Origin of the sequence: Cryptosporangium arvum DSM 44712 (genome assembly GCF_000585375.1) — a bacterium.
Lineage (GTDB): Bacteria > Actinomycetota > Actinomycetes > Mycobacteriales > Cryptosporangiaceae > Cryptosporangium > Cryptosporangium arvum.
Genome location: NZ_KK073874.1, coordinates 8,507,524 through 8,529,385, shown reverse-complemented (window position 1 = coordinate 8,529,385; position 21,862 = coordinate 8,507,524). Strand labels below are relative to the sequence as shown.

Here is a 21,862-nt window from a genome sequence, read left to right as displayed (position 1 = left end):
GTGCTCGACTCGGTCAAGGGCTTCGGGCTCACCTTCTCGACCATGTTCAAGAAGCGGGTGACGATCAAGTACCCGGACGTGCCGCACCCCGCGGCGCCCCGGTACCACGGTCGGCACGTGCTCAACCGGCACCCCGACGGGCTGGAGAAGTGCGTCGGCTGCGAGCTGTGCGCCTGGGCCTGCCCGGCCGACGCGATCTACGTCGAGGGCGGCGACAACACCGAGGACGAGCGCTACTCGCCCGGTGAGCGCTACGGCGCGGTCTACCAGATCAACTACGCGCGCTGCATCTTCTGCGGGCTCTGCATCGAGGCCTGTCCGACCCGGTCGCTGACCATGTCGAACACCTACGAGCTGGCCAGCGACAGCCGCGCCGACCTGATCTACACCAAGGAGCAGCTGCTCGCGCCGCTGCTGCCCGGTATGGAGCTGCCGCCGCACGCGATGCGGCTCGGCGAGAACGAGACCGACTACTACGTGCAGGGTCCCACCAACCCGGGTGCCTCGGCCGGTGCCGAGCGTCCGGAGCGGGACACCAAGGAGGTCATCCGGTGAGCGTCGCTCTCGATGTGCTGGCCGCCGCCGCACCCGGCGACCCGCCGACCGGCGAGAAGGTCGCGTTCTGGGTGCTCGCCCCGGTCGCCCTGGGCGGTGCGCTCGGGATGGTGCTGGCCCGCAACGCGATCCACTCGGCGCTGTTCCTGGTGTGCACGATGTTCAGCCTCGGCGTGTTCTACGTGCTGCAGGCCGCTCCGTTCATCGGCGTCGTGCAGGTCATCGTCTACACCGGCGCGATCATGATCCTGTTCCTGTTCGTGCTGATGCTCGTCGGCCGCGACTCGTCGGACTCGATCGTCGAGACGCTACGCGGGCAGCGCCTCGCCGCGGTGCTGCTCGGCATCGGGCTGGCGGCGCTGGTCACGACCGGCCTCTACCGGGCGCTCGGCGAGGTGTCGGCGGTCGGCCTGGCCCGCACCAACGAGGCCGGCGGCGGCAACGTCGATTCGCTCGCGGCGGTGCTGTTCACCCGGTACGTGTTCGCGTTCGAGGCCACCAGCGCACTGCTGATCACCGCCGCGGTCGGCGCGATGATCCTGGCGCACGTCGAGCGCGACAAGGGCGGCGTCCCGACGCAGCGCGAGCGGTCGATCGCCCGGTTCCGGAAGGGCAACCACCCGGCCCCCAAGCCCGGTCCCGGCGTCTACGCGCTGTCGGACTCGGTGGCCACCCCGGGCCTGCTCCCCGACGGCACGCCCGCCGAAGGCAGCGTCGCGGCCTCGGTGGAGCGGCGTGAACTCGACAGTGGCCTGACCACCCCGAAGGGCTGAGGGCGTGACTCCTACCTACTATCTGCTGCTGTCCGCGGCGCTGTTCACGATCGGCGCGGTCGGCGTGCTCGTGCGGCGCAACGCGATCGTCGTGTTCATGTGCATCGAGCTGATGCTCAACGCGGCCAACCTCACGCTGGTCACGTTCTCCCGGATCAACGGCACGCTCGACGGTCAGATCATGGCGTTCTTCGTCATGGTGGTCGCCGCCGCGGAGGTCGTCGTCGGGCTCGCGATCATCATGTCGATCTTCCGCACCCGTAAGTCGGCCTCGGTCGACGACGCGAACCTGCTGAAGTACTGAGGGGATATAGCGCCGTGGAGTATGCAGAGCCGACGGGGTCTCTTTCCCTGCTCTGGTTGCTGATCGCGCTGCCGCTGGCCGGAGCGCTCGTGCTGTTCCTGCTCGGGCGCCGCGCGAATGCCTGGGGGCACCTGCTCGGGTGCGCGACGGTCGGTATCGCGTTCGTGCTGGGTGTCGTCCAGTTCCTCGAATTGCGCGGCCTGGGTGAGGAGGGCCGGCAGATCTCCCAGCACCTGTTCACGTTCATCGACGTGGGCGGGCTGAAGGTCGACGCCGGGCTGCTCTACGACCCGCTGTCAGCGGTCTTCGTGCTGCTGATCACCGGCGTCGGTTTCCTCATCCACGTGTACTCGATCGGGTACATGTCGCACGACGAGGGCCGGCGGCGCTTCTTCGCGATGCTGAACCTGTTCGTGGCCGCGATGCTGCTGCTGGTCCTCGGCAACAGCTTCGTCGCGCTCTACGTCGGCTGGGAGGGCGTCGGTCTGGCGTCGTACCTGCTGATCGCGTTCTGGTACACGCGCCCGGAGGCCGCCACCGCGGCGAAGAAGGCGTTCATCATGAACCGGGTCGGCGACGTCGGCCTGGCGCTGGGCATCTTCCTGCTGTTCGCGACGCTCGGCGACACGTCGTTCGAGGGTGTGTTCAGCAACGTCGACCAGCTCTCGTCGACGACGGTCACGATCGTCGCGCTGCTCCTGCTGTTGGGCGCCTGCGGTAAGTCCGGCCAGTTCCCGCTGCAGGCCTGGCTCCCCGACGCGATGGCCGGCCCCACGCCGGTCTCCGCGCTCATCCACGCGGCGACGATGGTCACCGCCGGCGTCTACCTGATCGCCCGCTCCGCGCCGATCTACGACCTGACCGAGACCGGCCGCACCGTGGTGTGCGTCATCGGCGCGCTGACGCTGCTGATCGGGTGCGTCATCGGTTGCGCCAAGGACGACATCAAGAAGGTGCTGGCGTACTCCACGGTCAGCCAGATCGGCTACATGTTCCTGGCCGTCGGGCTCGGTGGCGAGGCGTACGCGCTCGGCATCATCCACCTGCTCGCCCACGGGTTCTTCAAGGCGGGGCTGTTCCTCGGCGCCGGTTCGGTCATGCACGGCATGAACGACCAGGTCGACATCCGGCGGTTCGGTGGGCTCGCGAAGTACATGCCGATCACCACGATCACGTTCGGGCTCGGCTGGCTGGCGATCATCGGCATCCCGCCGCTGTCCGGCTTCTTCTCCAAGGACCCGATCATCGAGCACGCCTTCGACCGGCCCGGCTGGTCCGGCTGGCTGTTCGGCGGCGCGGCCCTGCTCGGTGCCGGCCTCACCGCGTTCTACATGACGCGGTTGTTCGTGCTGACGTTCCTGGGCAAGCCGCGGTGGACCACCGAGGAAGAGGGTGGCAAGCCCCACCCGCACGAGTCGCCGCTCTCGATGACCGTGCCGATGATGGTGCTGGCGGTCGGATCGGTGGCCGGTGGTTTCCTGCTCACCCAGGGAGACCGCACGTCGCACTGGCTCGAGCCGGTGCTGGTGCGGGGGGCGGAGGCGCCCGAGGCCGCGCACAAGCTGGAGCCGATCGTGATCACCGCGCTGGTGATCGTGTTCTCGCTCGTCGGCGCAGGGCTTGCCTACCTGCTCTTCCGCGGCGGCACGGCCAAGGCCGAGCAGCCGGCCAACCAGCTCGTGGTCGCGGCCCGGCGCAACCTGTACGCGGACGCGTTCAACGAGGCCGTCTTCATGCGGCCCGGCCAGTGGCTCACCCGGGCGCTGGTGTACGTCGACAGCCGAGGGGTGGACGGCTTGGTCAACGGCCTGTCCGCCGCGGTGGGTGGTGGCTCCGGCCGCCTCCGCCGCCTGCAGACCGGGTTCGTCCGGTCGTATGCCCTGACGATGCTCGGAGGTGCGGTCGTGGTGCTGGCGTCGCTGCTGGTGGTGCGGCTCGGATGAACGGTCCCTGGCTCCCCGTACTGACCGCGCTGCCGCTGGTCGGCGCAGCCGTCGTGGCGTTCCTGCCGAAGGGCGCCGACCGGCTCGCGAAGCTGCTGGCCATCGGCTGGTCGCTCGCGGTGCTGGTGCTGACGATCGTCGTCTGCGCCAACTTCGACCCCGACGGCGACCGGTTCCAGTTCGTCACGTCGTACACCTGGATCCCGCAGTTCGGCACGCGGCTCGCGTTCGGTGTGGACGGCATCGCGCTGGTGATGCTGGCGCTGATCGCGGTGCTGACGCCGATCGTCCTGCTGGCGTCGTGGCACGAGTCCGGCGCGGGACGCCGCTCGGTCAAGACGTACTACGCGCTGATGCTCGCGCTGCAGACCTGCATGATCGGCGTCTTCGTCGCCACCGACGTGTTCTTCTTCTACGTCTTCTTCGAGGCGATGCTCGTCCCGATGTACTTCCTGATCGGGTCCTACGGCGGCCCGAAGCGGCAGTACGCGGCGGTGAAGTTCTTCCTGTACTCCCTGGTCGGCGGTCTGTTCATGCTGGCCAGCGTCATCGCGCTGTACGTGGTGAGCCTCCGTGAGCTCGGCGAGGGCACGTTCGCCTTCGACAAGCTCGCCGGTATGGACATGTCGACCACGGCCGGGCGCTGGATCTGGCTCGGGTTCTTCGTCGCGTTCGCGGTGAAGGCGCCGCTGTTCCCGTTCCACACCTGGCTGCCGGACGCCGGTGGCCAGGCCCCGATCGGCGCGGCCGTGCTTCTCGTCGGCGTCCTCGACAAGGTCGGGACGTTCGGGTTCCTGCGCTACAACCTGCCGCTGTTCCCGGAGGCGTCGCGGTTCTTCGCGCCGATGGTCATCGTGCTCGGCATCATCGGCATCCTGTACGCCGCGCTGCTGGCGATCGGCCAGAACGACATGAAGCGCCTGGTGTCCTACACCTCGGTGGCCCACTTCGGGTTCATCGCGATCGGCGTCTTCGCGTTCACCACCCAGGGCGGTTCCGGCGCCGTGCTCTACATGGTCAACCACGGCATCGCCACCGGCGCGCTGTTCCTGGTCGTCGGCTTCCTGATCGCCCGGCGCGGCTCGGCTCTGATCGCCGACTACGGCGGCGTCGGCAAGTTCGTCCCGTGGATCTACGGCGCGTTCTTCGTCACCGGTATGGCGTCGCTGGCGCTGCCGATGACCAACTCGTTCGTCAGCGAGTTCCTGGTATTGCTCGGCGTCTTCTCGCGCAACCCGGTCGCGGGTGTCGTCGCGACGCTCGGCATCGTGGTGGCGGCCCTGTACGTGCTCTGGATGATCCAGCGCACGATGCACGGGCCGACGAACCCGAAGCTGCTCGAAGCTGACGGGGCAACCCCGAAGTGGCGTGACCTCAGCCGCCGCGAGGCCTGGGTGATCGCTCCGCTCCTGGTGCTGATCATCGGACTCGGCGTCTACCCGAAGCCGTTGCTCGACGTCATCAACCCGGCGGTGAAGGCCACGCTCACCGACGTGGGCCAGAGCGACCCGCAACCCAGTGAAGTGGCCGGAGGGAACCGATGAGCACGGTTGACGTGCTGGCCGCCGACATCCAGGCGCCGAAGCTCGACTACGCGGCGCTCTCGCCGATGCTGATCCTGCTCGGCGTGGCCTGCGTGGGCATCCTCGTCGAGGCGTTCGTGCCCCGCCGGGCCCGGCACCTTTCCCAGGTGGTGCTCTCGCTGGCCGGGCTGGCGGCCGCGTTCGTGGCGGTCGTGCTGGTCGCCGAGCGCGAGGTGATCACGGCCGGCGGCGCGATCGTCATCGACGGTCCGGCGCTGTTCCTGTCGGGCAGCATCATCGTGCTGGGCGCGATCAGCATCCTGCTGATGGCCGAGCGCTCGCTCGACGCCGGTGGTTCGTTCGTGGCGCAGGCCGCGGTCGTCGCGGGCTCACCGCCCGACCGGCGTCTGGCCAGCGAGCCGACGTCGCACACCGAGGCGTTCCCGCTGGCGATGTTCGCGCTCGCGGGCATGCTGATCTTCGTCTCGTCCAACGACCTGCTGATCATGTTCATCGGCCTGGAAGTGCTCTCGCTGCCGCTCTACCTGCTGTGCGCGCTGGCTCGTCGCCGGCGGCTGCTCAGCCAGGAGGCCGCGGTCAAGTACTTCCTGCTCGGCGCGTTCGCCTCGGCGTTCTTCCTGTACGGCGTCGCGCTGATCTACGGGTACGCGGGTGCGGTCGACCTGGCCGCGATCCACGACGCGGTGAACGGCTCGGCGGCCAACGACGCGCTGCTCTTCATCGGCCTGGCGATGCTGCTGATCGGCCTGCTGTTCAAGGCCGGTGTGGTGCCGTTCCACTCCTGGACGCCCGACGTGTACCAGGGCGCTCCGACGCCGGTGACCGCGCTGATGGCCGCCTGCACCAAGGTCGCGGCGTTCGGCGCGATCCTGCGGGTGTTCTACGTGGCGTTCCAGTCGACCAAGTGGGACTGGCGGCCGGTGCTGATCGGCATCGCGATGCTGACGATGGTGGTCGGCGCCGTGCTCGCGGTGACCCAGACCGACATCAAGCGCCTGCTGGCCTACTCCTCGATCGCGAACGCGGGCTTCATCCTCACCGGTGTGGTCGCGCTCAACGACCGGGGCGTGTCGTCGACGCTGTTCTACCTGGCGGCCTACGGCTTCACGACGATCGGTGCGTTCGCGGTCGTGATGCTCGTCCGCGACGCCGACGGGGAGGCGACGCACCTCTCCCGCTGGGCCGGGCTCGGGCGCCGCTCGCCGCTCTACGCCGGCGTGATGACGCTGTTCCTGCTGGCGTTCGCGGGTCTGCCGCTGACCAGCGGGTTCATCTCGAAGTTCGCGGTCTTCGCGGCGGCGATCGACGGTGACGCGGTGTCACTCGTGATCGTCGGTGTCATCGCGAGTATGGTGCTCGCTTTCCCGTATCTTCGGGTAATTGTGCTCATGTACCTGTCTGACCCTGCTGAGGATGGTCCGACCGTTTCGGTTCCGGGTGGTTTCACCGCTGCTGCCCTCACGATCGGGGTGCTCGCCACACTTGCCCTGGGAGTGGTGCCGACTCAACTGCTGGACCTCGCAGGGCAGGCGGCACAATTTGTTCGATGAACACGCGCATAGCAGGGATGGACGTGGCACCTACCGGCACTGGTCTGCTCGGCATCGAGGTCATCGAGCCTGAGTTCGCCGCTTCCGTCCGCGCCGGCCTGGCCCAGGTGGAAGACGCGCTACGCACCGCGGTGTCGGACGCCGACCCGTTGGTGCACAGCGCGGCCCGCCACCTGGTCGAGGCCGGCGGCAAGCGGTTCCGGCCGCTGCTGGCCTTGTCGGCGGCACACTTCGGCGACGCCGGGGCGGACGCCGTCGTGCAGGCGGCAGTGGTGGCCGAGCTGACCCACCTGGCGACGCTCTACCACGACGACGTCATGGACGAGGCGCCCGTGCGGCGCGGCGCACCGAGTGCGAACGCGCGCTGGACGAACACGATCGCGATCCTCACCGGCGACTACCTGTTCGCGCGGGCGTCGGACCTGGTCGCGGACCTCGGCCCGGACGCGGTGCGGCTGCAGGCCCGCACGTTCGCCCGGCTGGTCACCGGCCAGATCCGGGAGACCGCCGGGCCGGCCGACGGCGCCGACGCGGTGGAGTTCCACCTCCACGTGCTGGCCGAGAAGACCGGGTCGCTGATCGCGACGTCGGCCCGGTTCGGGGCGATGTTCTCCGGCTGCGGGCCGGCGATCACCGAGACGCTCACCGCGTACGGCGAGGAGATCGGGGTGGCGTTCCAGCTCTCCGACGACCTGCTGGACATCGCGTCGACGTCGGCGGAGTCGGGTAAGACGCCCGGCACCGACCTGCGTGAGGGCGTCCCGACGCTGGCCGTGCTGCACGCGCTGGCCGGGAACGACCCGGCCGAGGCGCGGATGCGCGAGCTGATCGCCCGGCCGATCACCGACGACGACGAGGTGGCGGAGGCGCTCGGGCTGCTGCGTGGGTCGCCGGCGATGTCCAGTGCCCGCGACACGCTGGCGGCCTACGCCCAGCGCGCCCGCGACCTGCTGGCGACGCTGCCCGACGTGCCGGCCCGGAACGCGCTCGAGTCCCTCACGTACTACGTGGTCGACCGCACTAGCTGAAGGGCTTCAGCGGCAGCCCGCGGACCACGAACCGGTATTCGCGTCCGTCGCGCAGCTCGGGGTCGTGCCACCGCGTGAGGTAGCGGTCCGCACCGGCGTGCCGCACCTCGAGCGCGCACGACGAGTCGTCGACGAGCGTCTGCCAGGTCCCGGTCGATCGCCACTCTACGTGGACGATCGGTTCGTTCCAGACCAGGTCGCCCGGGGCGGCGTCGAACCAGCCCTGCTCCCAGTAGGCGTCCTGTTCGGCGGTCACGTCGACGAAGCGAGCCCTCCCGGCGGGCCTCGGCGTCGCCGGGGCGCCGGAGCGCGGTGGCCAGTACCGGTGGGCTCGCAGGTCGAACGTGCGCTCGGTGGGCGCCTCGGTCACCATCGCGCCCGGCGCCACGGAGGCGGCCAGCGAGGCCGCGTGGGCGGCGAGGAACGCGGCCGTGTTCGGCCCGTAGAGCGTGTGGCCGCCCTCGTAGTGCTGCCGGGTGTACTCCTCGGCGGTGGTGCAGTAGCCGGCGTACTCGTTCGCCACCGACGACACGATCACGTCGTCCTCGCCCACCGCGGCGGCGACCCGGCGCCCGGCGTCGACGGTGATCTCGAACGGCGCTCCGACCAGCACGGCGGAACCGAGTCGCAGGACGTGCACCGGGACGACCCGCGGGAAGTGACGCAGCGGCACGACCGCCGGTTGCAGCCAGCGGGAGCCGATCACCCACTTCGCCCCGTGCGGGTCGCCGGGCGCGTGCGGTTTCGGCACGCCGGCGCGGAACGGCGGGATGCGGTGCACGATCGGCGTCACGTTCTCGTGGGCGCCGGCGATCAGCGCGGCGCCGAGCGCCGGACGCTCCGGCAGCGTGACGCCGTCCACCGAGCGCGACACCGACAGGTCGACCTCACGCAGACCGGCGCCGAGCGGGAAGTCGGTGGTGGGCGTCAGCGACGCGAACAGGGACGCGGCGGCCGCTCCGATGCCCCGCCCCACCCGTGCGGCCTCGACGTCGCCGGCCCGCCCCGGACGCAGCGCGGGAGCGACGTCGGCGTGCGTTCCCTGCAGTGCGCCCACCACCGGAGCGCAGCCACGCATCTCCTCGTAGACGTACGCCCACAGGTCGGCGTTGTAGACGCTGTTGCGCATCGGGATGCCGGTGCCGTGGACGCCGAACACCACGAGCGCCGCGATCGGGTCGCCGTCCGCGCCGTCCACCCGCAGCACCCGCAGCCGGGGATCCACCGCGGCGTAGGCGCGCTGGGGCGCGACGCGGGTGTCCGCGTGCCCGCGGTTGCGGACGTGGGCCGCGAGCGACCGGTTCCGGGTCAGCCCCCACACCTCGGTCGAGCCCCAGGCGGCGAGCGCGGGCCGCCGCGAGGCCACGGCCCGCTTCACCCCGGTGCTGATCTGGTCGACCAGGAACTCGGTCCAGACCGGGTCGAAGCCCGGCCGGTTGGAGGCGAACCCGTTGTAGAGGTCGGTGCCGAGGAACTGGCCCGGGGCGCCGTGGGTGTGGGTCGCCCCCAGGAACAAGCCGGCCAGCGGCACCCCGGTGCGGGCGGCCACCTGTCGCTGCACCACCGCGGACCCGCCGAGCAGGTCGCAAGCGACGATCGCCACCGACGCCGTACCGGCACGCAGGTGCAGCACGCGGGCGCGTAACCGGCCCCGGAAGCCGACGCCGGTGCGCGCGTTGCGTGAGTAGCCGGCTTTCGGAAGGCCCGGCGGCGGGGTGAGATCGACCTCGGCCGCGCCGGCCAGCAGCGCGTTCTCGGGCGGCAGGGGCGGCGACGCCGGGGTGCTCACCGTGAACCTCATCCGGCCAGTAGTACCTGAGAGCTAGATCGGGTGTGGCTAATGACGGTGATTCGCCGGACGTCCCGGATCCCTAGGTTCAGAGGTGTCGAAACCGAGAGAGGACCCTCCGATGACCGCGACCGCCGTTGCCCGGCCAGTCTCCAACCCGATTGCCCGTGCGTTCGACGCGGAGACCGCGCGTTCGGCCGGGTACCTCGCCGTCGGATTCCTCACCGGAATCCTCGGCCTGATCACGTTCATCCTCGTCGTCGCGTTCGGCGTCACGTTCTCCGCGCTCATCGTCGGGGTGCCGGTGCTGTTGGCCGCGCTCGCGGTCAGCCGGGGGATGGCCGAGGTCGAACGCCGTCGGGCCGCGATCCTGCTCGGCACCCCGGTTCCGCTGCCCTACCCGGTGGTCAGCGGCACGCTGCTGCAGCGGATCCGGCAGTGGCTGGCCGTCCCGTCGACCTGGCGGGACCTGCTGCACCACCTGCTGGTCTTCCCGGTGACGCTGACGGCGGCGGCGGTCTCGCTCGCGTTCTGGGCCGCGTCGCTGGGCTCGATGACGCTGTGGACCTGGTATTGGGCCATGCCGGACGACAAGATCTACCTGTTCGGCGTCTGGGACGGCAGCAACCCGTTCGTCGTCGACAGCTTCGCGTCGGCGATGCCGTGGGTCGGCGTCGGGGTCGTGCTGCTGTGGGTGTCCGGGTGGGTCACCAAGGGCATGGCGCGGATGAGCGTCCGCTACACCGAGTTCCTGCTCGGCCCGAGCCAGTCGGGCCGCTGAGAAACGAGTGGGGCCACCCGGAAGGGTGGCCCTCACTGCGGTTCAGCCGCGGGGGTGGAGGCAGGTCGTCGCCGACCGGCCCGGTCGGTGTTCGGCCTACGCCGTGCTGATCACCGAATACAGCTCGGCCAGGCGCCCCTCCGGCAGGCCGGCCTTCCGCGCGTTGGCGCCGTTCCACTGCACGATCCGCTCCCGCATCGCGTCGAGCTCACCGGGCAGCTGGCTGACGTGCTCGCGCAGGGCGGAGATCTTCTGCTCGAAGACGTCGGTGATGTCGACCGCGTGGTCGGCCGTCGGCGTGCCGGAGAACCACATCTCCCGGACCGTCCACGGCTCCAGGCCCTCGTCGCGCAGCAGCGCCGGGTGGGCGAACGGGTTGCGTGCGTCGGGGTAGACCGCGTCGAACGCCGCTTCGCCGATCCGGACGTGGTCGCCGTGGGCCGCCGGGGGACGCGCCCAGTCGCGCACCGGCGACGTGGTGAGCAACCGGTCGGGCCGGACCCGGCGGATCTGACGGGCGATGTCCCGGCGCAGCTCGTTCGTGACGTACAGCGCCCCGTCGGGGTAGCCGAGGAACGTCACGTCGGTGACGCCGACGACCGCGGCCGCCGCGCGCTGCTCGGCCTCGCGGATGGCGGCCATCGACTCCCGCGGGGTGGTTTCGTCGAAGCCGCCGGCGTCACCGCTGGTGGCGATCACGTAGGCGACCTCGATCCCGGCCTTGGTCCAGGTGGCGACCGTGCCACCGGCACCGAAATCGACGTCGTCGGGATGCGCGGTGACGACCAGAACGCGCTGGACGTCGTCGAGAGGGCTCACCGAAGGCGGAAAACTCACTCCGCCGAGACTACAGCGGTCCGCGGCCGGCCCGGAGGACCAGCATGGCCAACTGGGCGCCGTCGGTGCCGAGCTCGCGGCGGAACTTGTCGACGATCGCCTGCTCCCGGGAGAGGACGAGCCGGGTGCCACCGGCGGCCATCCGGGCGGCGCCCACCTGCCGGCTGAGCTCGGCCCGCTCGCGCCAGATGCGGATCAGCTCGTCGTCCGCCGCGTTGATGCGTTCTCGGAGCTCGGCGATCTCTTCGTTGGCCTGCTCGGTGGTGGTCGGTGCGGTCATGGCGTGCTCCAAGGGTTTCGGGTGGGCACCCGGCCTTCGGGGCGCACAAAAAACGCCCCGGGGCCGGGCCCCGGGGCGTCGAAGTGGTCTGGGTTCAGACGACGAAGACGGCTGCCGGATGCCCGGAGCCGTAAAAAAATCGTGCCGTCAGTCGAACCATGGGAAGAGTGTTGCACGGGTGCCGCCGTTCGTGCCAACGGTGCTCACTATCTGGGCACGGAACTGTCGGTGCTCCGGAGTAATGTCGCGAGGCGATGAGCACCCTCTTCGACATCCCCAACGCCCGTCGGCCCGTCAACCTCAAGGTCGACCCGTCCGCGCTGCTCGAGGGGCTCAACGACCAGCAGCGGGCGGCCGTGGTCCACGAGGGCACGCCACTGCTGATCGTCGCCGGCGCCGGCTCCGGAAAGACCAGGGTGCTCACCCATCGGGTCGCGTGGATCCTCGCGAAGCGCGGCGCCCAGCCCGGCGAGATCCTCGCGATCACGTTCACCAACAAGGCCGCCGGGGAGATGAAGGAGCGGGTCACCGAGCTCATCGGCAACCGCGCGCGGTCGATGTGGGTGTCCACGTTCCACTCCGCCTGCATCCGCATCCTGCGGGCCGAGGCGAAGACCGCGGGGCTCAAGTCGCAGTTCTCGATCTACGACGCCGACGACTCCCGGCGCCTGATGACGCTCGTCGCCCGCGAGCTCGACCTGGACCCCAAGCGGTACCCGGCCCGCTCGCTGCTGGCCCAGGTCAGCAACCTCAAGAACGAACTGGTCGACGAGGAGGAGTTCTCCTCCCGGGCGTCCGGAACGGCCGAGCGCATGCTGGCCGAGGCGTACACGCTCTACCAGCGGCGGCTGCGCGAGGCCCAGGCGCTCGACTTCGACGACATCATCATGACCACGGTCAACCTCCTCCGGGCGTTCCCGGCCGTGGCCGAGCACTACCGCCGGCGTTTCCGCCACGTGATGGTCGACGAGTACCAGGACACCAACCACGCCCAGTACGCGCTGGTCCGGGAGATCGTCGGCACCGACGCCGAGGGCGAGCCGCCGCCGGGCGAGCTGTGCGTCGTCGGTGACGCCGACCAGTCGATCTACGCGTTCCGCGGCGCCAGCATCCGCAACATCCTCGAGTTCGAGCGCGACTACCCGCAGGCCACCACGATCCTGCTCGAACAGAACTACCGCTCGACGCAGACGATCCTCAACGCCGCCAACGCGGTGATCTCCCGCAACCCCGACCGGCGGCCGAAGAACCTGTGGTCGCAGGCCGGCGACGGGGCTCCGCTCACCGCGTACGTGGCCGACAACGAGCACGACGAGGCGGCCTGGGTCGCCGCCGAGGTCGATCGGCTCACCGACTCGGGCACCAACAAGCCGGGCGAGGTCGCGGTGTTCTACCGCACGAACGCCCAGTCCCGGGTGTTCGAGGAGATCTTCATCCGGGTCGGCCTGCCCTACAAGGTCGTCGGTGGCGTGCGGTTCTACGAGCGCAAAGAGGTGCGTGACGCGCTCGGTTACCTGCGTGCGATCGCGAACCCCGACGACACCGTGAGCGTCCGGAGGATTCTGAACACACCCCGGCGCGGCATCGGGGACCGGGCCGAGGCCTGCGTCGAGGCGCTGTCCTCGCGGGAGCGCATCGGCTTCGGCGCGGCGCTGGAACGCGCGGGGGAGGCCCCGGGAATCGGCAGCCGCGCGGTCAAACAGATCGGCGAGTTCACCGCGCTGATGGCCGGGCTGCGCCAGCTGGCCGAGACCGAGCCGCCGAGCATCGTCCTGGAGGAGGTGCTCTCGCGCACGGGCTACCTGGCCGAGTTGGAGGAGAGCACCGACCCGCAGGACGAGGGGCGGGTCGAGAACCTGCAGGAGCTGGTGAGCGTCGCCCGCGAGTTCGAGGAGCGGGCCGCCGCGGCCGAGACCGAGGCCGGGCTCGTCGAGTTCCTCGAGCAGGTCGCGCTGGTCGCCGACGCCGACAGCATCCCGCCGGCCCCCGACGACGCCGAGGGCGCCGACCAGGCCGCCCAGCAGGGCCAGGTCACGCTGATGACACTGCACACCGCGAAGGGCCTGGAGTTCCCGGTCGTGTTCCTGACCGGTCTGGAAGATGGCGTCTTCCCGCACCTGCGGTCGCTCGGCGACCCCAAGGAGCTGGAGGAGGAGCGCCGGTTGGCGTACGTCGGCATCACGCGGGCGCGGGAGCGGCTGTACCTGTCGCGAGCGATCACGCGGAGCGCCTGGGGCCAGCCCCAGTACAACCCGCCGTCGCGCTTCCTCGACGAGGTGCCCACCGGGTTGCTCAGCTGGGAGCGTCAGGCTCCGGCGCCGAAGGAGACGCTCTCCAAGTGGAGCGGCACCGGGTCGGCGCAGGAGCGGCTCGCCCAGCAGTACGCGGCGGCTGCGCGCCCCGCGTCCCGGGCGGCCGGAGCGGGCAACCGCCCGGCGATCTCGCTGGAGGTCGGCGATCGGGTCACCCACGACGCGCACGGGCTGGGGCGCGTCGTGGAGAAGCGCGGCGACGGCGATCGGGCTCAGGCGGCCGTCGACTTCGGAGACGGCAAGGCCCGCTGGTTCCTTCTTCGCTACGCACCGCTCGAGAAGCTCTAGAGCGCGTCCGTCACAACAGTCCGAAGTGGTCCACAGTCCGATGTGGTCCGCAGGCGCAAACTGATCCACCGAACGGCTGGCTATACGGTCGTTCTACCGATAGAATCGAACATATGTTCGAACGATGAGTCGAACGGGTGAGGGTGGTGCGGGGATGAGCGAGACCACGAGTGGCGCGGTCGTGATGGTTCGTCGGGCGCGGTACTGCGCGGGGCCGACGGTTCGTTCGGCGGCTTCGGCGCGGCCGTCCTCCGGCCGGGTCGTGCTGGAGGCGTATCGTCCCGGCTTCTCAGAGGCCGGTGTTGACGCCCGTCACCGAGACGTCGTGGTCCTCGAGCCAGCCGAGGGGGTCCTCCGGCACGTCGTCGATGCGCACCTCGAAGTGGCAGTGCGGCCCGGTTGATTGGCCGGTGCTGCCCACCTTGGCGATCCCGTCGCCGGCCTCGACGTGGTCTCCCACCGAGACGAGCAGCTCCGAGTTGTGCCCGTACCGGGTCGTCACCCCGTCGCCGTGATCGATGATGACGATCTGGCCGTACCCGCCGTACCAACCCGCGCGGATCACGGTGCCCGCACTGGCCGCCTTAACGGTGGAGCCGTACGCGGCCGCGAAGTCGATGCCGTAGTGGAACGTGCCCCAGCGGGCGGCGTAGAGCGAGCTGAGCGGCCCGCTGGCCGGCTTGATCCAGACCGGGAGCTGTTCCGGCTCACCGACGCCGCTGCGCTTGAGTGATCGCGAGGCGCGCGAATCGCCGCTGCGGACTTCTTTCTGGGTGGTGTTGCCGGCATCGCTCGACTGGGACGAGAGCTTGCTCGCGTCGACCTGCTGGCCGAGAGCCGCGGAGGCGGACGCGGTGTCGGCGGCTGGGAGTGCCGAGCCGACCGCCAGGGCGGCGACGCTGACGCCAACCACTGCGGTCGTGACGGCCATGGCGTATCCGGCGCGTGGTGCTGTCGGTGCGCGATGGCGTCCGACGTGCCGGACATTCCCGCTCTCTTGCACTAACTGCCTTTCGACGGCCTACCTGCTCCCTGTTCGATCCACGTGTGCCGACGCGAGTGCGTTCACATTCGGATCGAGTCCGGAGTCGGTCGGAAACGGCAGACCGGTTTCCGACACAAGGCGTCACGATGCCAGCCATGGGCGGCCGGAGCAAGAACGACCGAGGAACTGGTGGCTTTCCCGCCGTCAAATCCCTTTTGCGCACCGAAAAATCAGCGCTACCGGTAGTCGAAAGCGCACCATTCGTTATCGCGAGTTTCGCTGGTGCTCTTCTGTACATCGGGTCGATTCGGGCGATACTCACTTGTATCGGACGAGAATCGAAGTCTTAAACCTACCTAAAGACGGTCTGGGTCACACGTAGCGGGTTGGGTAAGGCTGATCCCCCGAACGGCCGAGCGGCGTCCGGCGGCCCAGGTGGGACCTGCTCACGCTTACGGAGGGTGAGATCGAGCGGAGGGGTCGGGCGCACCCCTCGAACGCCCGACCCCGACCGCCCGCCAACCGTGGCCGGTAGGCGGTCGCAGTGAACAACGCGTGGCCGCGCCCGCAGTAACGGGGCCACGGGGGCGGATGTCACATCCGGGGCGGGAGAGGGCGGTGATGCGCCTGTGACCTGGTGTCATCCCGGTGTCCGACCGGACACGTGATGTTCGTATCGTCGTGCTTGTGAGGTAACACACCGGCGTGGACACGCACGGCCCGTGTCGGCCCCGATAACCTGCCGCAAGAGGTGTCGGATACCCGTCATCGTCGCGCCCACCAGCCCGACAGGCCTGGCCGCCCGCGACGACGGATGCTCCTCCGGCACCATGCGACGAGGCAGCGACAGCGGGCCGAGCGGCGGCTTCGACCCGCGTCGAAACGAGCGAGGACGGACGCGGCAGTGGACCTGTTCGAATATCAGGCGAGGGACATCTTCGCCAAGCACGGGGTACCCGTGCTGGCCGGCTCGGTGGCCGACACCCCGGCCGAGGCGCGCAGCATTGCCGAGAAGGTCGGCAAGCAGGTGGTCGTCAAGGCGCAGGTGAAGGTCGGCGGTCGCGGCAAGGCCGGCGGCGTCAAGCTCGCCGAGAACCCGGACGAGGCCGAGGCCCGCGCCACCGACATCCTGGGCATGGACATCAAGGGCCACATCGCCCACCGGGTGCTCGTCGCCGAGGCGAGCGACATCGAGGAGGAGTACTACTTCTCCTTCCTGCTCGACCGCGCGAACCGCACGTTCCTCGCGATGGCCAGCCGGGAGGGTGGCGTCGAGATCGAGCAGGTCGCGGTCGAGAACCCCGACGCGCTCGCGAAGATCCCGGTCAGCGCCGTCGACGGTATCGACGAGGCGAAGGCCCGCGAGATCCTGGTCGCCGGCAAGTTCCCCGAGGACACGCTCGACGAGGCGGCCAAGGCCGTCGTCGCGCTCTGGGACGTCTTCGTGGGCGAGGACGCGACGCTCGTCGAGGTGAACCCGCTGGTCAAGGCCCCGGGTGGCCGGATCATCGCGCTCGACGGCAAGGTCACGTTCGACGGCAACGCCGGTTTCCGGCAGCCCGGCCACGACGAGCTCGAGGACGTCTCCGCGGTCGACCCGCTGGAGCAGGCGGCCAAGGCCAAGAACCTCAACTACGTCAAGCTCGACGGCGAGGTCGGCATCATCGGCAACGGCGCGGGCCTGGTCATGTCGACGCTCGACGTCGTCGCCTACGCCGGTGAGGAGTTCGGCGGCAAGAAGCCGGCCAACTTCCTCGACATCGGTGGCGGCGCCTCCGCCGAGGTGATGGCGAACGGGCTGGAGATCATCCTCTCCGACCCGTCGGTCAAGAGTGTCTTCGTCAACGTCTTCGGCGGCATCACCGCCTGCGACGCGGTCGCCAACGGCATCGTGCAGGCGCTCAAGCTGCTCGCCGAGCGCGGTGACGAGGTCAGCAAGCCGCTTGTCGTCCGCCTGGACGGCAACAACGCCGAGCTCGGTCGGCAGATCCTCACCGACGCGAACCACCCGCTGGTCGAGCAGGTGGACACGATGGATGGCGCCGCCCGTCGCGCCGCCGAGCTGGCTGCGAAGTAAGGGACCCGGAGAGATGTCGATCTTCCTGACCGAGAAGAGCAAGGTCATCGTCCAGGGCATGACCGGGTCGGAGGGGCGCAAGCACACGCAGCGCATGCTCCGCTCGGGCACCCAGATCGTGGGCGGGGTCAACCCGAAGAAGGCCGGCACGTCGGTCGACTTCGAGGACGACGTGTCCGTACCGGTGTTCGGCAGCGTCGCGGAGGCGATCAAGGAGACCGGCGCCGACGTCAGCGTCATCTTCGTGCCGCCGGCGGGTGCGAAGGCCGCGATCATCGAGGCCGTCGACGCCAACATCGGCCTCGCGGTCGTCATCACCGAGGGCATCCCGGTGCACGACACCACCTGGGCCTGGGACTACGCGGAGAAGAAGCGCGCCGAGGGCGGCCAGACCCGGATCATCGGCCCGAACTGCCCGGGCCTGATCTCTCCCGGGGCGTCGAACGCGGGCATCATCCCGGCCGACATCACCAAGGCCGGCAGGATCGGTCTGGTCAGCAAGTCGGGCACGCTGACCTACCAGATGATGTACGAGCTGCGTGACATCGGTTTCTCCACCGCGGTGGGCATCGGCGGTGACCCGGTCATCGGGACCACCCACATCGACTGCCTGGAGGCCTTCGAAGCCGACCCGGAGACGACCGCGATCGTGATGATCGGCGAGATCGGTGGCGACGCCGAGGAGCGGGCCGCGGCCTACATCTCCGAGCACGTCACGAAGCCGGTCGTCGCGTACGTCGCGGGCTTCACCGCCCCCGAGGGCAAGACGATGGGTCACGCCGGCGCGATCATCTCCGGCTCGGCCGGCACCGCGCAGGCCAAGAAGGAAGCGCTCGAGGCCGTCGGCGTCAAGGTCGGCAAGACGCCGTCCGAGACCGCGCGCCTGATGCGCGAGATCGTCACCGCCTGACGTCGGAATACGGAGCCGGGCCCCGCAGCAGCGGGGCCCGGCTCCGTCGTGTGCGTGGCGACACGCCGGGGGATGGGCGCATGCCGCTTGGTACTCGCCTGTCACAGTAAGGCGGTGTCCCCCGGCGCTCCTCCCTCATCGCCTGCCCGGGTGGCCCTGCCCGCAGCGGCGGTGACCACGGCCGGCTGGGCCGCTCTGGTGGTGCTGGTGCCGATGGCCGCGGTGGCGCTCGTCGTGTGGGTGGCGGAGAACCGGTCCGGTGCGCCGGCGGGTGACGCGCTCCGGCTCGCCGCGGACGGATGGTTGCTGGCGCACGGCGTCCGGATGCAGACGCCGAGCGGGCCGTTCGGCCTGACGCCCCTGCTGCTGAGCGTCGTGGTGCTGCGCCAGCTCTACCGGGCCGGGCGCAACAGCGCGCTGGCCACCGGAGCGGCGTCCTGGCTCGGGGTGATCCGGGTCGCGGTGGCGGTCGGGCTCGCGTACGCGTTCTTCGGCATGGTCGCCGCGCTGCTCGGGGCCACGTCCGGGGTCCGGGCGGACCCGGCTTCGGCCGGGGTCGTCACCGGCCTGGTCGCCGGGTTCGGCGCGGGCTGGGGTGCGGCCAGGGCGATCGGTCTCGGAGCGGCGATGGCGTTCGGGCTGCCCGACGTCGTCCGCCGCGGTGCGTCGGCCGGTGGTGTCGCGGCCGCGGCCGTGCTCACCGCGGGTGTGCTCGCGGCCGGGGCGCAGATCGCGGTCACCCACGAGGAGTTCCGCGCCGTCTTCGGCTCGTTGCACGCCGGCGTGGTGGGCGGGGTCGCGATCACCGCGCTGTGTGTCCTCTACGCGCCGACCGCGGCGGTCTGGGCGACCGCCTACCTGGTCGGGCCCGGCTTCGCGGTCGGTGCGGGCACCGCGGTGGACGCCAGCACCGTGCAGCTCGCGCCGCTGCCCTCGTTCCCCTTGTTGGCGGCCGTCCCGACCGGGCCGGCGTCCGGGATGGTCAGCCTGACGCTGGCCGCGCCGCTGATCGCCGGGTTGCTCGCGGGTGTCGTCACCGCCCGTCCGACCCGCACGGAGGACGCCGCTCTACCGCGCTGGCGCATCGCGCTCGGCGGCGCGTTGATCGCCGGGCCGGTGGCCGGTGTGCTCGTCGCGCTGGCCGCGGCGGCGTCCCGGGGTCCGCTCGGCGACGGGCGGCTCTCCGAACTCGGCCCGTCGCCCTGGCACGTCGGCATCGTGCTCGCCGTCGAGGTGGCGGTGGCCGCGCTGGTCGGCGCCACCGTCGCCCGCACCGCGGCGTCCTGGGCCGCCTGGTCGGCCACCCGCCGCTGGTCCCCGGACGCTCCCGGGTCGGGCACGTCGCCGTGGGCCGGCCGCCTGCCGTCCGGCCCCCGCCGCCTCGTGGTCGGCCTCTTCTCCGGGTCGGCCGCCGCCGACCGGGCCGCCCCGCCCCCGCGTGAGCCCCGCGAATCCGAGCCCACCGCCGACACCGCCCCGCAGCCCCACCGCCGCGTCGGCGAAGGTTGATCCGCCGCGCTAGCGAAGGGTGATCCGCCGCGTCGGACGCGTCATCCGGCGTCGACGGAGGCGCCGTGCGGCGACTCACACCCGGTGCGAGGGGCGGCGGGCGCGGTGCCCGGCGGCACCGGGCGACGGGTTAGGCTCGGGGCGTCAGCCGGAGGTGAGGAGCGTCGTGACCGCCCGAGTCGTGGTCCTCGTATCGGGGTCAGGCACCACGCTGCAGGCGTTGTTGGACGCCGCCGCGGATCCGTCGTACGGCGCTGACGTCGTCGCCGTCGGGGCCGATCGGCCCGCCATCGAGGGCCTCACCCGTGCCGAGAAGGTCGGCGTACCCACGTTCGTGCTCCCGGTCGGCGAGTTCGGCAGCCGGGACGCGTGGGACACGGCGCTCACCGCGGAGGTCGCCGGCCACGAGCCCGACCTCGTCGTCTCGGCGGGCTTCATGAAGCTGGTCGGTCGCACTTTCCTCGAGCGCTTCGGCGGCCGGATGGTCAACAGCCACCCGGCCCTGCTGCCCTCGTTCCCGGGCATGCACGGCCCCCGCGACGCGCTCGAGTACGGCGTCAAGGTCACCGGCTGCACGCTGTTCTTCGTCGACGCCGGCGTGGACTCCGGCCCGATCATCGATCAGCGCGTCGTCCCGGTGCTCACCACCGACGACGTCGGTCAGCTGCACGAACGCATCAAGGTCGCCGAGCGGGAGATGCTCGTCGACTCGATCGGCCGGCTGGCCCGCGAGGGCTGGACCGTCACTGGAAGGAAGGTCTCGATCCCATGACGCAGCAGCTAGCACAGTCCGCCGCCGGTCACGGTGGCGCCGAGCGTAGCGAGGTGCTGCTGTGACCGACCGGAAGCCCATCCGGCGCGCGTTGATCAGCGTGTACGACAAGTCCGGGATCGAAGAGCTCGCCGTCGGTCTGGCCGAGCTCGGCGTCGAGATCGTCTCCACCGGCTCGACCGCGGCCCGTATCGCCGCGGCCGGGGTCGCGGTCACCCAGGTCGCCGAGGTCACCGGCTTCCCGGAGACGCTGGACGGCCGGGTCAAGACGCTGCACCCGCACATCCACGCCGGTCTGCTGGCCGACCTGCGCAACCCGGCGCACGTGCAGCAGCTCGCCGAGCTCGAGATCGCTCCGTTCGAGCTGGTCATCTCCAACCTCTACCCGTTCCGCGAGACGGTCGCGTCGGGGGCCGGGCACGACGAGGTCGTCGAGCAGATCGACATCGGTGGCCCCTCGATGGTCCGCGCGGCGGCGAAGAACCACGCGAACGTCGCGATCGTGGTCGAGCCCGGGGCGTACCCGCTGGTGCTGGAAGCGGCGAAAGCCGGCGGATTCGACCTGGCGACGCGTCGCCAGCTGGCCGCGCGCGCGTTCGCCCACACCGCCGCCTACGACGTCGCGGTGGCCGGTTGGACCGCCCGCGAGCTGGTCGACGAGGCCGGTGACGTCGCCTGGCCGGCGTTCGCCGGCATCGCGCTCGAGCGCGCCGAGGTGCTGCGCTACGGCGAGAACCCGCACCAGGCCGCGGCGCTCTACGTCGACCACGACGCCGTCGCCGGCATCGCGCAGGCCGAGCAGTTGCACGGCAAGCCGATGTCCTACAACAACTACGTCGACGCCGACGCGGCCTACCGCGCGGCCTACGACTTCACCGAGCCGACGGTGGCGATCATCAAGCACGCGAACCCGTGCGGCATCGCGTCGGCCGGCGACATCGCCGAGGCGCACCGCAAGGCCCACGCGTGCGACCCGGTGAGCGCGTTCGGTGGGGTCATCGCCGTGAACCGGCCGGTGAGCGTGGCGATGGCGGAGCAGGTCGCGGAGATCTTCACCGAGGTCGTGGTCGCGCCATCCTACGAGGACGGCGCGGTCGAGATCCTGTCGAAGAAGCCGTCGATCCGGTTGTTGACCGCGCCGGCGCGTGCCCGCGGCGGGGTCGAGTTCCGGCAGGTCTCCGGCGGCGGCCTGGTGCAGACCGTGGACGGCGTGGACGCCCCGGGCGACGACGTGAGCGGCTGGAAGCTGGTCACCGGCGAGCCCGCGGACGCCGCGACGCTCGCCGATCTGCAGTTCGCGTGGCGGGCCGTGCGTGCCGTGAAGAGCAACGCGATCCTGCTCGCCGCCGACACCGCGACGGTCGGCGTCGGCATGGGGCAGGTGAACCGGGTCGACTCCGCCCGCCTGGCCGTCTCCCGGGCCGGGGAGCGGGCGACCGGCTCGGTCGCGGCCTCGGACGCGTTCTTCCCGTTCGCGGACGGGCTCGAGGTGCTCACCGAGGCCGGTATCAAGGCCATCGTCGAGCCCGGTGGCAGTGTCCGGGACGACGAGGTCATCGCCGCGGCCCAGAAAGCCGGAATCGCGCTTTACTTCACCGGAACCCGGCACTTCTACCACTGACGGA

Annotated in this window: 18 protein-coding genes; 14 read left to right on the top strand and 4 right to left on the bottom strand. The window is 70.6% G+C overall.

Annotation, left to right across the window (positions count from 1 at the left end; all coding sequences use genetic code 11):
• Genes nuoI through CRYAR_RS38880 form a run of 7 tightly spaced genes read left to right on the top strand, consistent with a single transcriptional unit; the run spans position 1 to position 7,697 of the window.
• Positions 1-555, top strand: a complete 555-nt coding sequence (gene nuoI, locus CRYAR_RS38910) for an NADH-quinone oxidoreductase subunit NuoI (RefSeq protein WP_035858317.1) — start codon at positions 1-3, stop codon at positions 553-555.
• The gene (locus CRYAR_RS38905; protein WP_245620609.1) at positions 552-1,328 is read left to right on the top strand and encodes an NADH-quinone oxidoreductase subunit J; all 777 of its coding nucleotides are present in this window, start codon (positions 552-554) and stop codon (positions 1,326-1,328) included. Before nuoI ends, CRYAR_RS38905 begins: the two co-directional genes overlap by 4 nt.
• A gap of 4 nt (positions 1,329-1,332) precedes the next feature.
• A complete protein-coding gene (gene nuoK, locus CRYAR_RS38900) occupies positions 1,333-1,632 on the top strand; it encodes an NADH-quinone oxidoreductase subunit NuoK (RefSeq protein ID WP_035858315.1) in 300 nt (99 codons plus the stop codon).
• A gap of 14 nt (positions 1,633-1,646) precedes the next feature.
• Positions 1,647-3,575 carry an NADH-quinone oxidoreductase subunit L gene (nuoL, locus tag CRYAR_RS38895; protein ID WP_245620607.1) on the top strand — a complete coding sequence of 643 codons (1,929 nt, stop codon included), beginning with the start codon at positions 1,647-1,649 and terminating at the stop codon, positions 3,573-3,575.
• Positions 3,572-5,119 carry an NADH-quinone oxidoreductase subunit M gene (locus CRYAR_RS38890; protein ID WP_035858310.1) on the top strand — a complete coding sequence of 516 codons (1,548 nt, stop codon included), beginning with the start codon at positions 3,572-3,574 and terminating at the stop codon, positions 5,117-5,119. Before nuoL ends, CRYAR_RS38890 begins: the two co-directional genes overlap by 4 nt.
• A complete protein-coding gene (gene nuoN / locus CRYAR_RS38885; RefSeq protein WP_035858308.1) occupies positions 5,116-6,669 on the top strand; it encodes an NADH-quinone oxidoreductase subunit NuoN in 1,554 nt (517 codons plus the stop codon). The genes CRYAR_RS38890 and nuoN overlap by 4 nt, the downstream gene beginning before the upstream one ends.
• The gene (locus CRYAR_RS38880) at positions 6,666-7,697 is read left to right on the top strand and encodes a polyprenyl synthetase family protein (protein WP_051571551.1); all 1,032 of its coding nucleotides are present in this window, start codon (positions 6,666-6,668) and stop codon (positions 7,695-7,697) included. The genes nuoN and CRYAR_RS38880 overlap by 4 nt, the downstream gene beginning before the upstream one ends.
• Here CRYAR_RS38880 and CRYAR_RS38875 read toward each other — a convergent pair.
• Positions 7,690-9,498, bottom strand: a complete 1,809-nt coding sequence (locus CRYAR_RS38875; RefSeq protein ID WP_051571549.1) for a neutral/alkaline non-lysosomal ceramidase N-terminal domain-containing protein — start codon at positions 9,496-9,498, stop codon at positions 7,690-7,692. The two genes, CRYAR_RS38880 and CRYAR_RS38875, sit on opposite strands and share 8 nt — an antisense overlap.
• Before the next feature lie 109 nt (positions 9,499-9,607).
• Between CRYAR_RS38875 and CRYAR_RS38870 the strand changes: the two genes are divergently transcribed.
• Positions 9,608-10,267, top strand: coding sequence for a sensor domain-containing protein (locus CRYAR_RS38870; RefSeq protein ID WP_035858305.1), 660 nt, complete (start codon positions 9,608-9,610; stop codon positions 10,265-10,267).
• 96 nt (positions 10,268-10,363) lie between these two features.
• On the opposite strand, the gene CRYAR_RS38865 is transcribed toward CRYAR_RS38870, so the two are convergent.
• On the bottom strand, positions 10,364-11,104 hold the full coding sequence (locus tag CRYAR_RS38865) for a PIG-L deacetylase family protein (RefSeq protein WP_211247857.1): 741 nt from the start codon (positions 11,102-11,104) through the stop codon (positions 10,364-10,366).
• 10 nt (positions 11,105-11,114) lie between these two features.
• Entirely contained in the window at positions 11,115-11,384 is a 270-nt protein-coding gene (locus CRYAR_RS38860; protein WP_035858302.1) for a chorismate mutase, read from the bottom strand.
• 254 nt (positions 11,385-11,638) lie between these two features.
• Here CRYAR_RS38860 and pcrA point away from each other — a divergent pair, with 254 nt between their 5' ends.
• Positions 11,639-13,984: a DNA helicase PcrA gene (gene pcrA, locus CRYAR_RS38855; protein WP_035858300.1), complete on the top strand. Its 2,346-nt coding sequence runs from the start codon at positions 11,639-11,641 to the stop codon at positions 13,982-13,984.
• A gap of 289 nt (positions 13,985-14,273) precedes the next feature.
• On the opposite strand, the gene CRYAR_RS38850 is transcribed toward pcrA, so the two are convergent.
• Positions 14,274-14,915 (bottom strand): M23 family metallopeptidase, encoded by a 642-nt coding sequence (locus tag CRYAR_RS38850; RefSeq protein WP_051571547.1) that lies wholly within the window; start codon positions 14,913-14,915, stop codon positions 14,274-14,276.
• A gap of 958 nt (positions 14,916-15,873) precedes the next feature.
• Here CRYAR_RS38850 and sucC point away from each other — a divergent pair.
• From sucC to purH, 5 genes are all read left to right on the top strand, one after another.
• A complete protein-coding gene (gene sucC, locus CRYAR_RS38845; protein ID WP_035858298.1) occupies positions 15,874-17,046 on the top strand; it encodes an ADP-forming succinate--CoA ligase subunit beta in 1,173 nt (390 codons plus the stop codon).
• A gap of 13 nt (positions 17,047-17,059) precedes the next feature.
• On the top strand, positions 17,060-17,956 hold the full coding sequence (gene sucD, locus CRYAR_RS38840; RefSeq protein ID WP_035858297.1) for a succinate--CoA ligase subunit alpha: 897 nt from the start codon (positions 17,060-17,062) through the stop codon (positions 17,954-17,956).
• A gap of 150 nt (positions 17,957-18,106) precedes the next feature.
• Positions 18,107-19,465 (top strand): cell division protein PerM, encoded by a 1,359-nt coding sequence (locus CRYAR_RS38835; RefSeq protein ID WP_157018408.1) that lies wholly within the window; start codon positions 18,107-18,109, stop codon positions 19,463-19,465.
• A gap of 166 nt (positions 19,466-19,631) precedes the next feature.
• Positions 19,632-20,237: a phosphoribosylglycinamide formyltransferase gene (gene purN, locus CRYAR_RS38830; RefSeq protein ID WP_084701530.1), complete on the top strand. Its 606-nt coding sequence runs from the start codon at positions 19,632-19,634 to the stop codon at positions 20,235-20,237.
• Between the two features lie 61 nt (positions 20,238-20,298).
• On the top strand, positions 20,299-21,858 hold the full coding sequence (gene purH, locus CRYAR_RS38825) for a bifunctional phosphoribosylaminoimidazolecarboxamide formyltransferase/IMP cyclohydrolase (protein ID WP_035858286.1): 1,560 nt from the start codon (positions 20,299-20,301) through the stop codon (positions 21,856-21,858).
• Positions 21,859-21,862 lie beyond the last annotated feature (4 nt).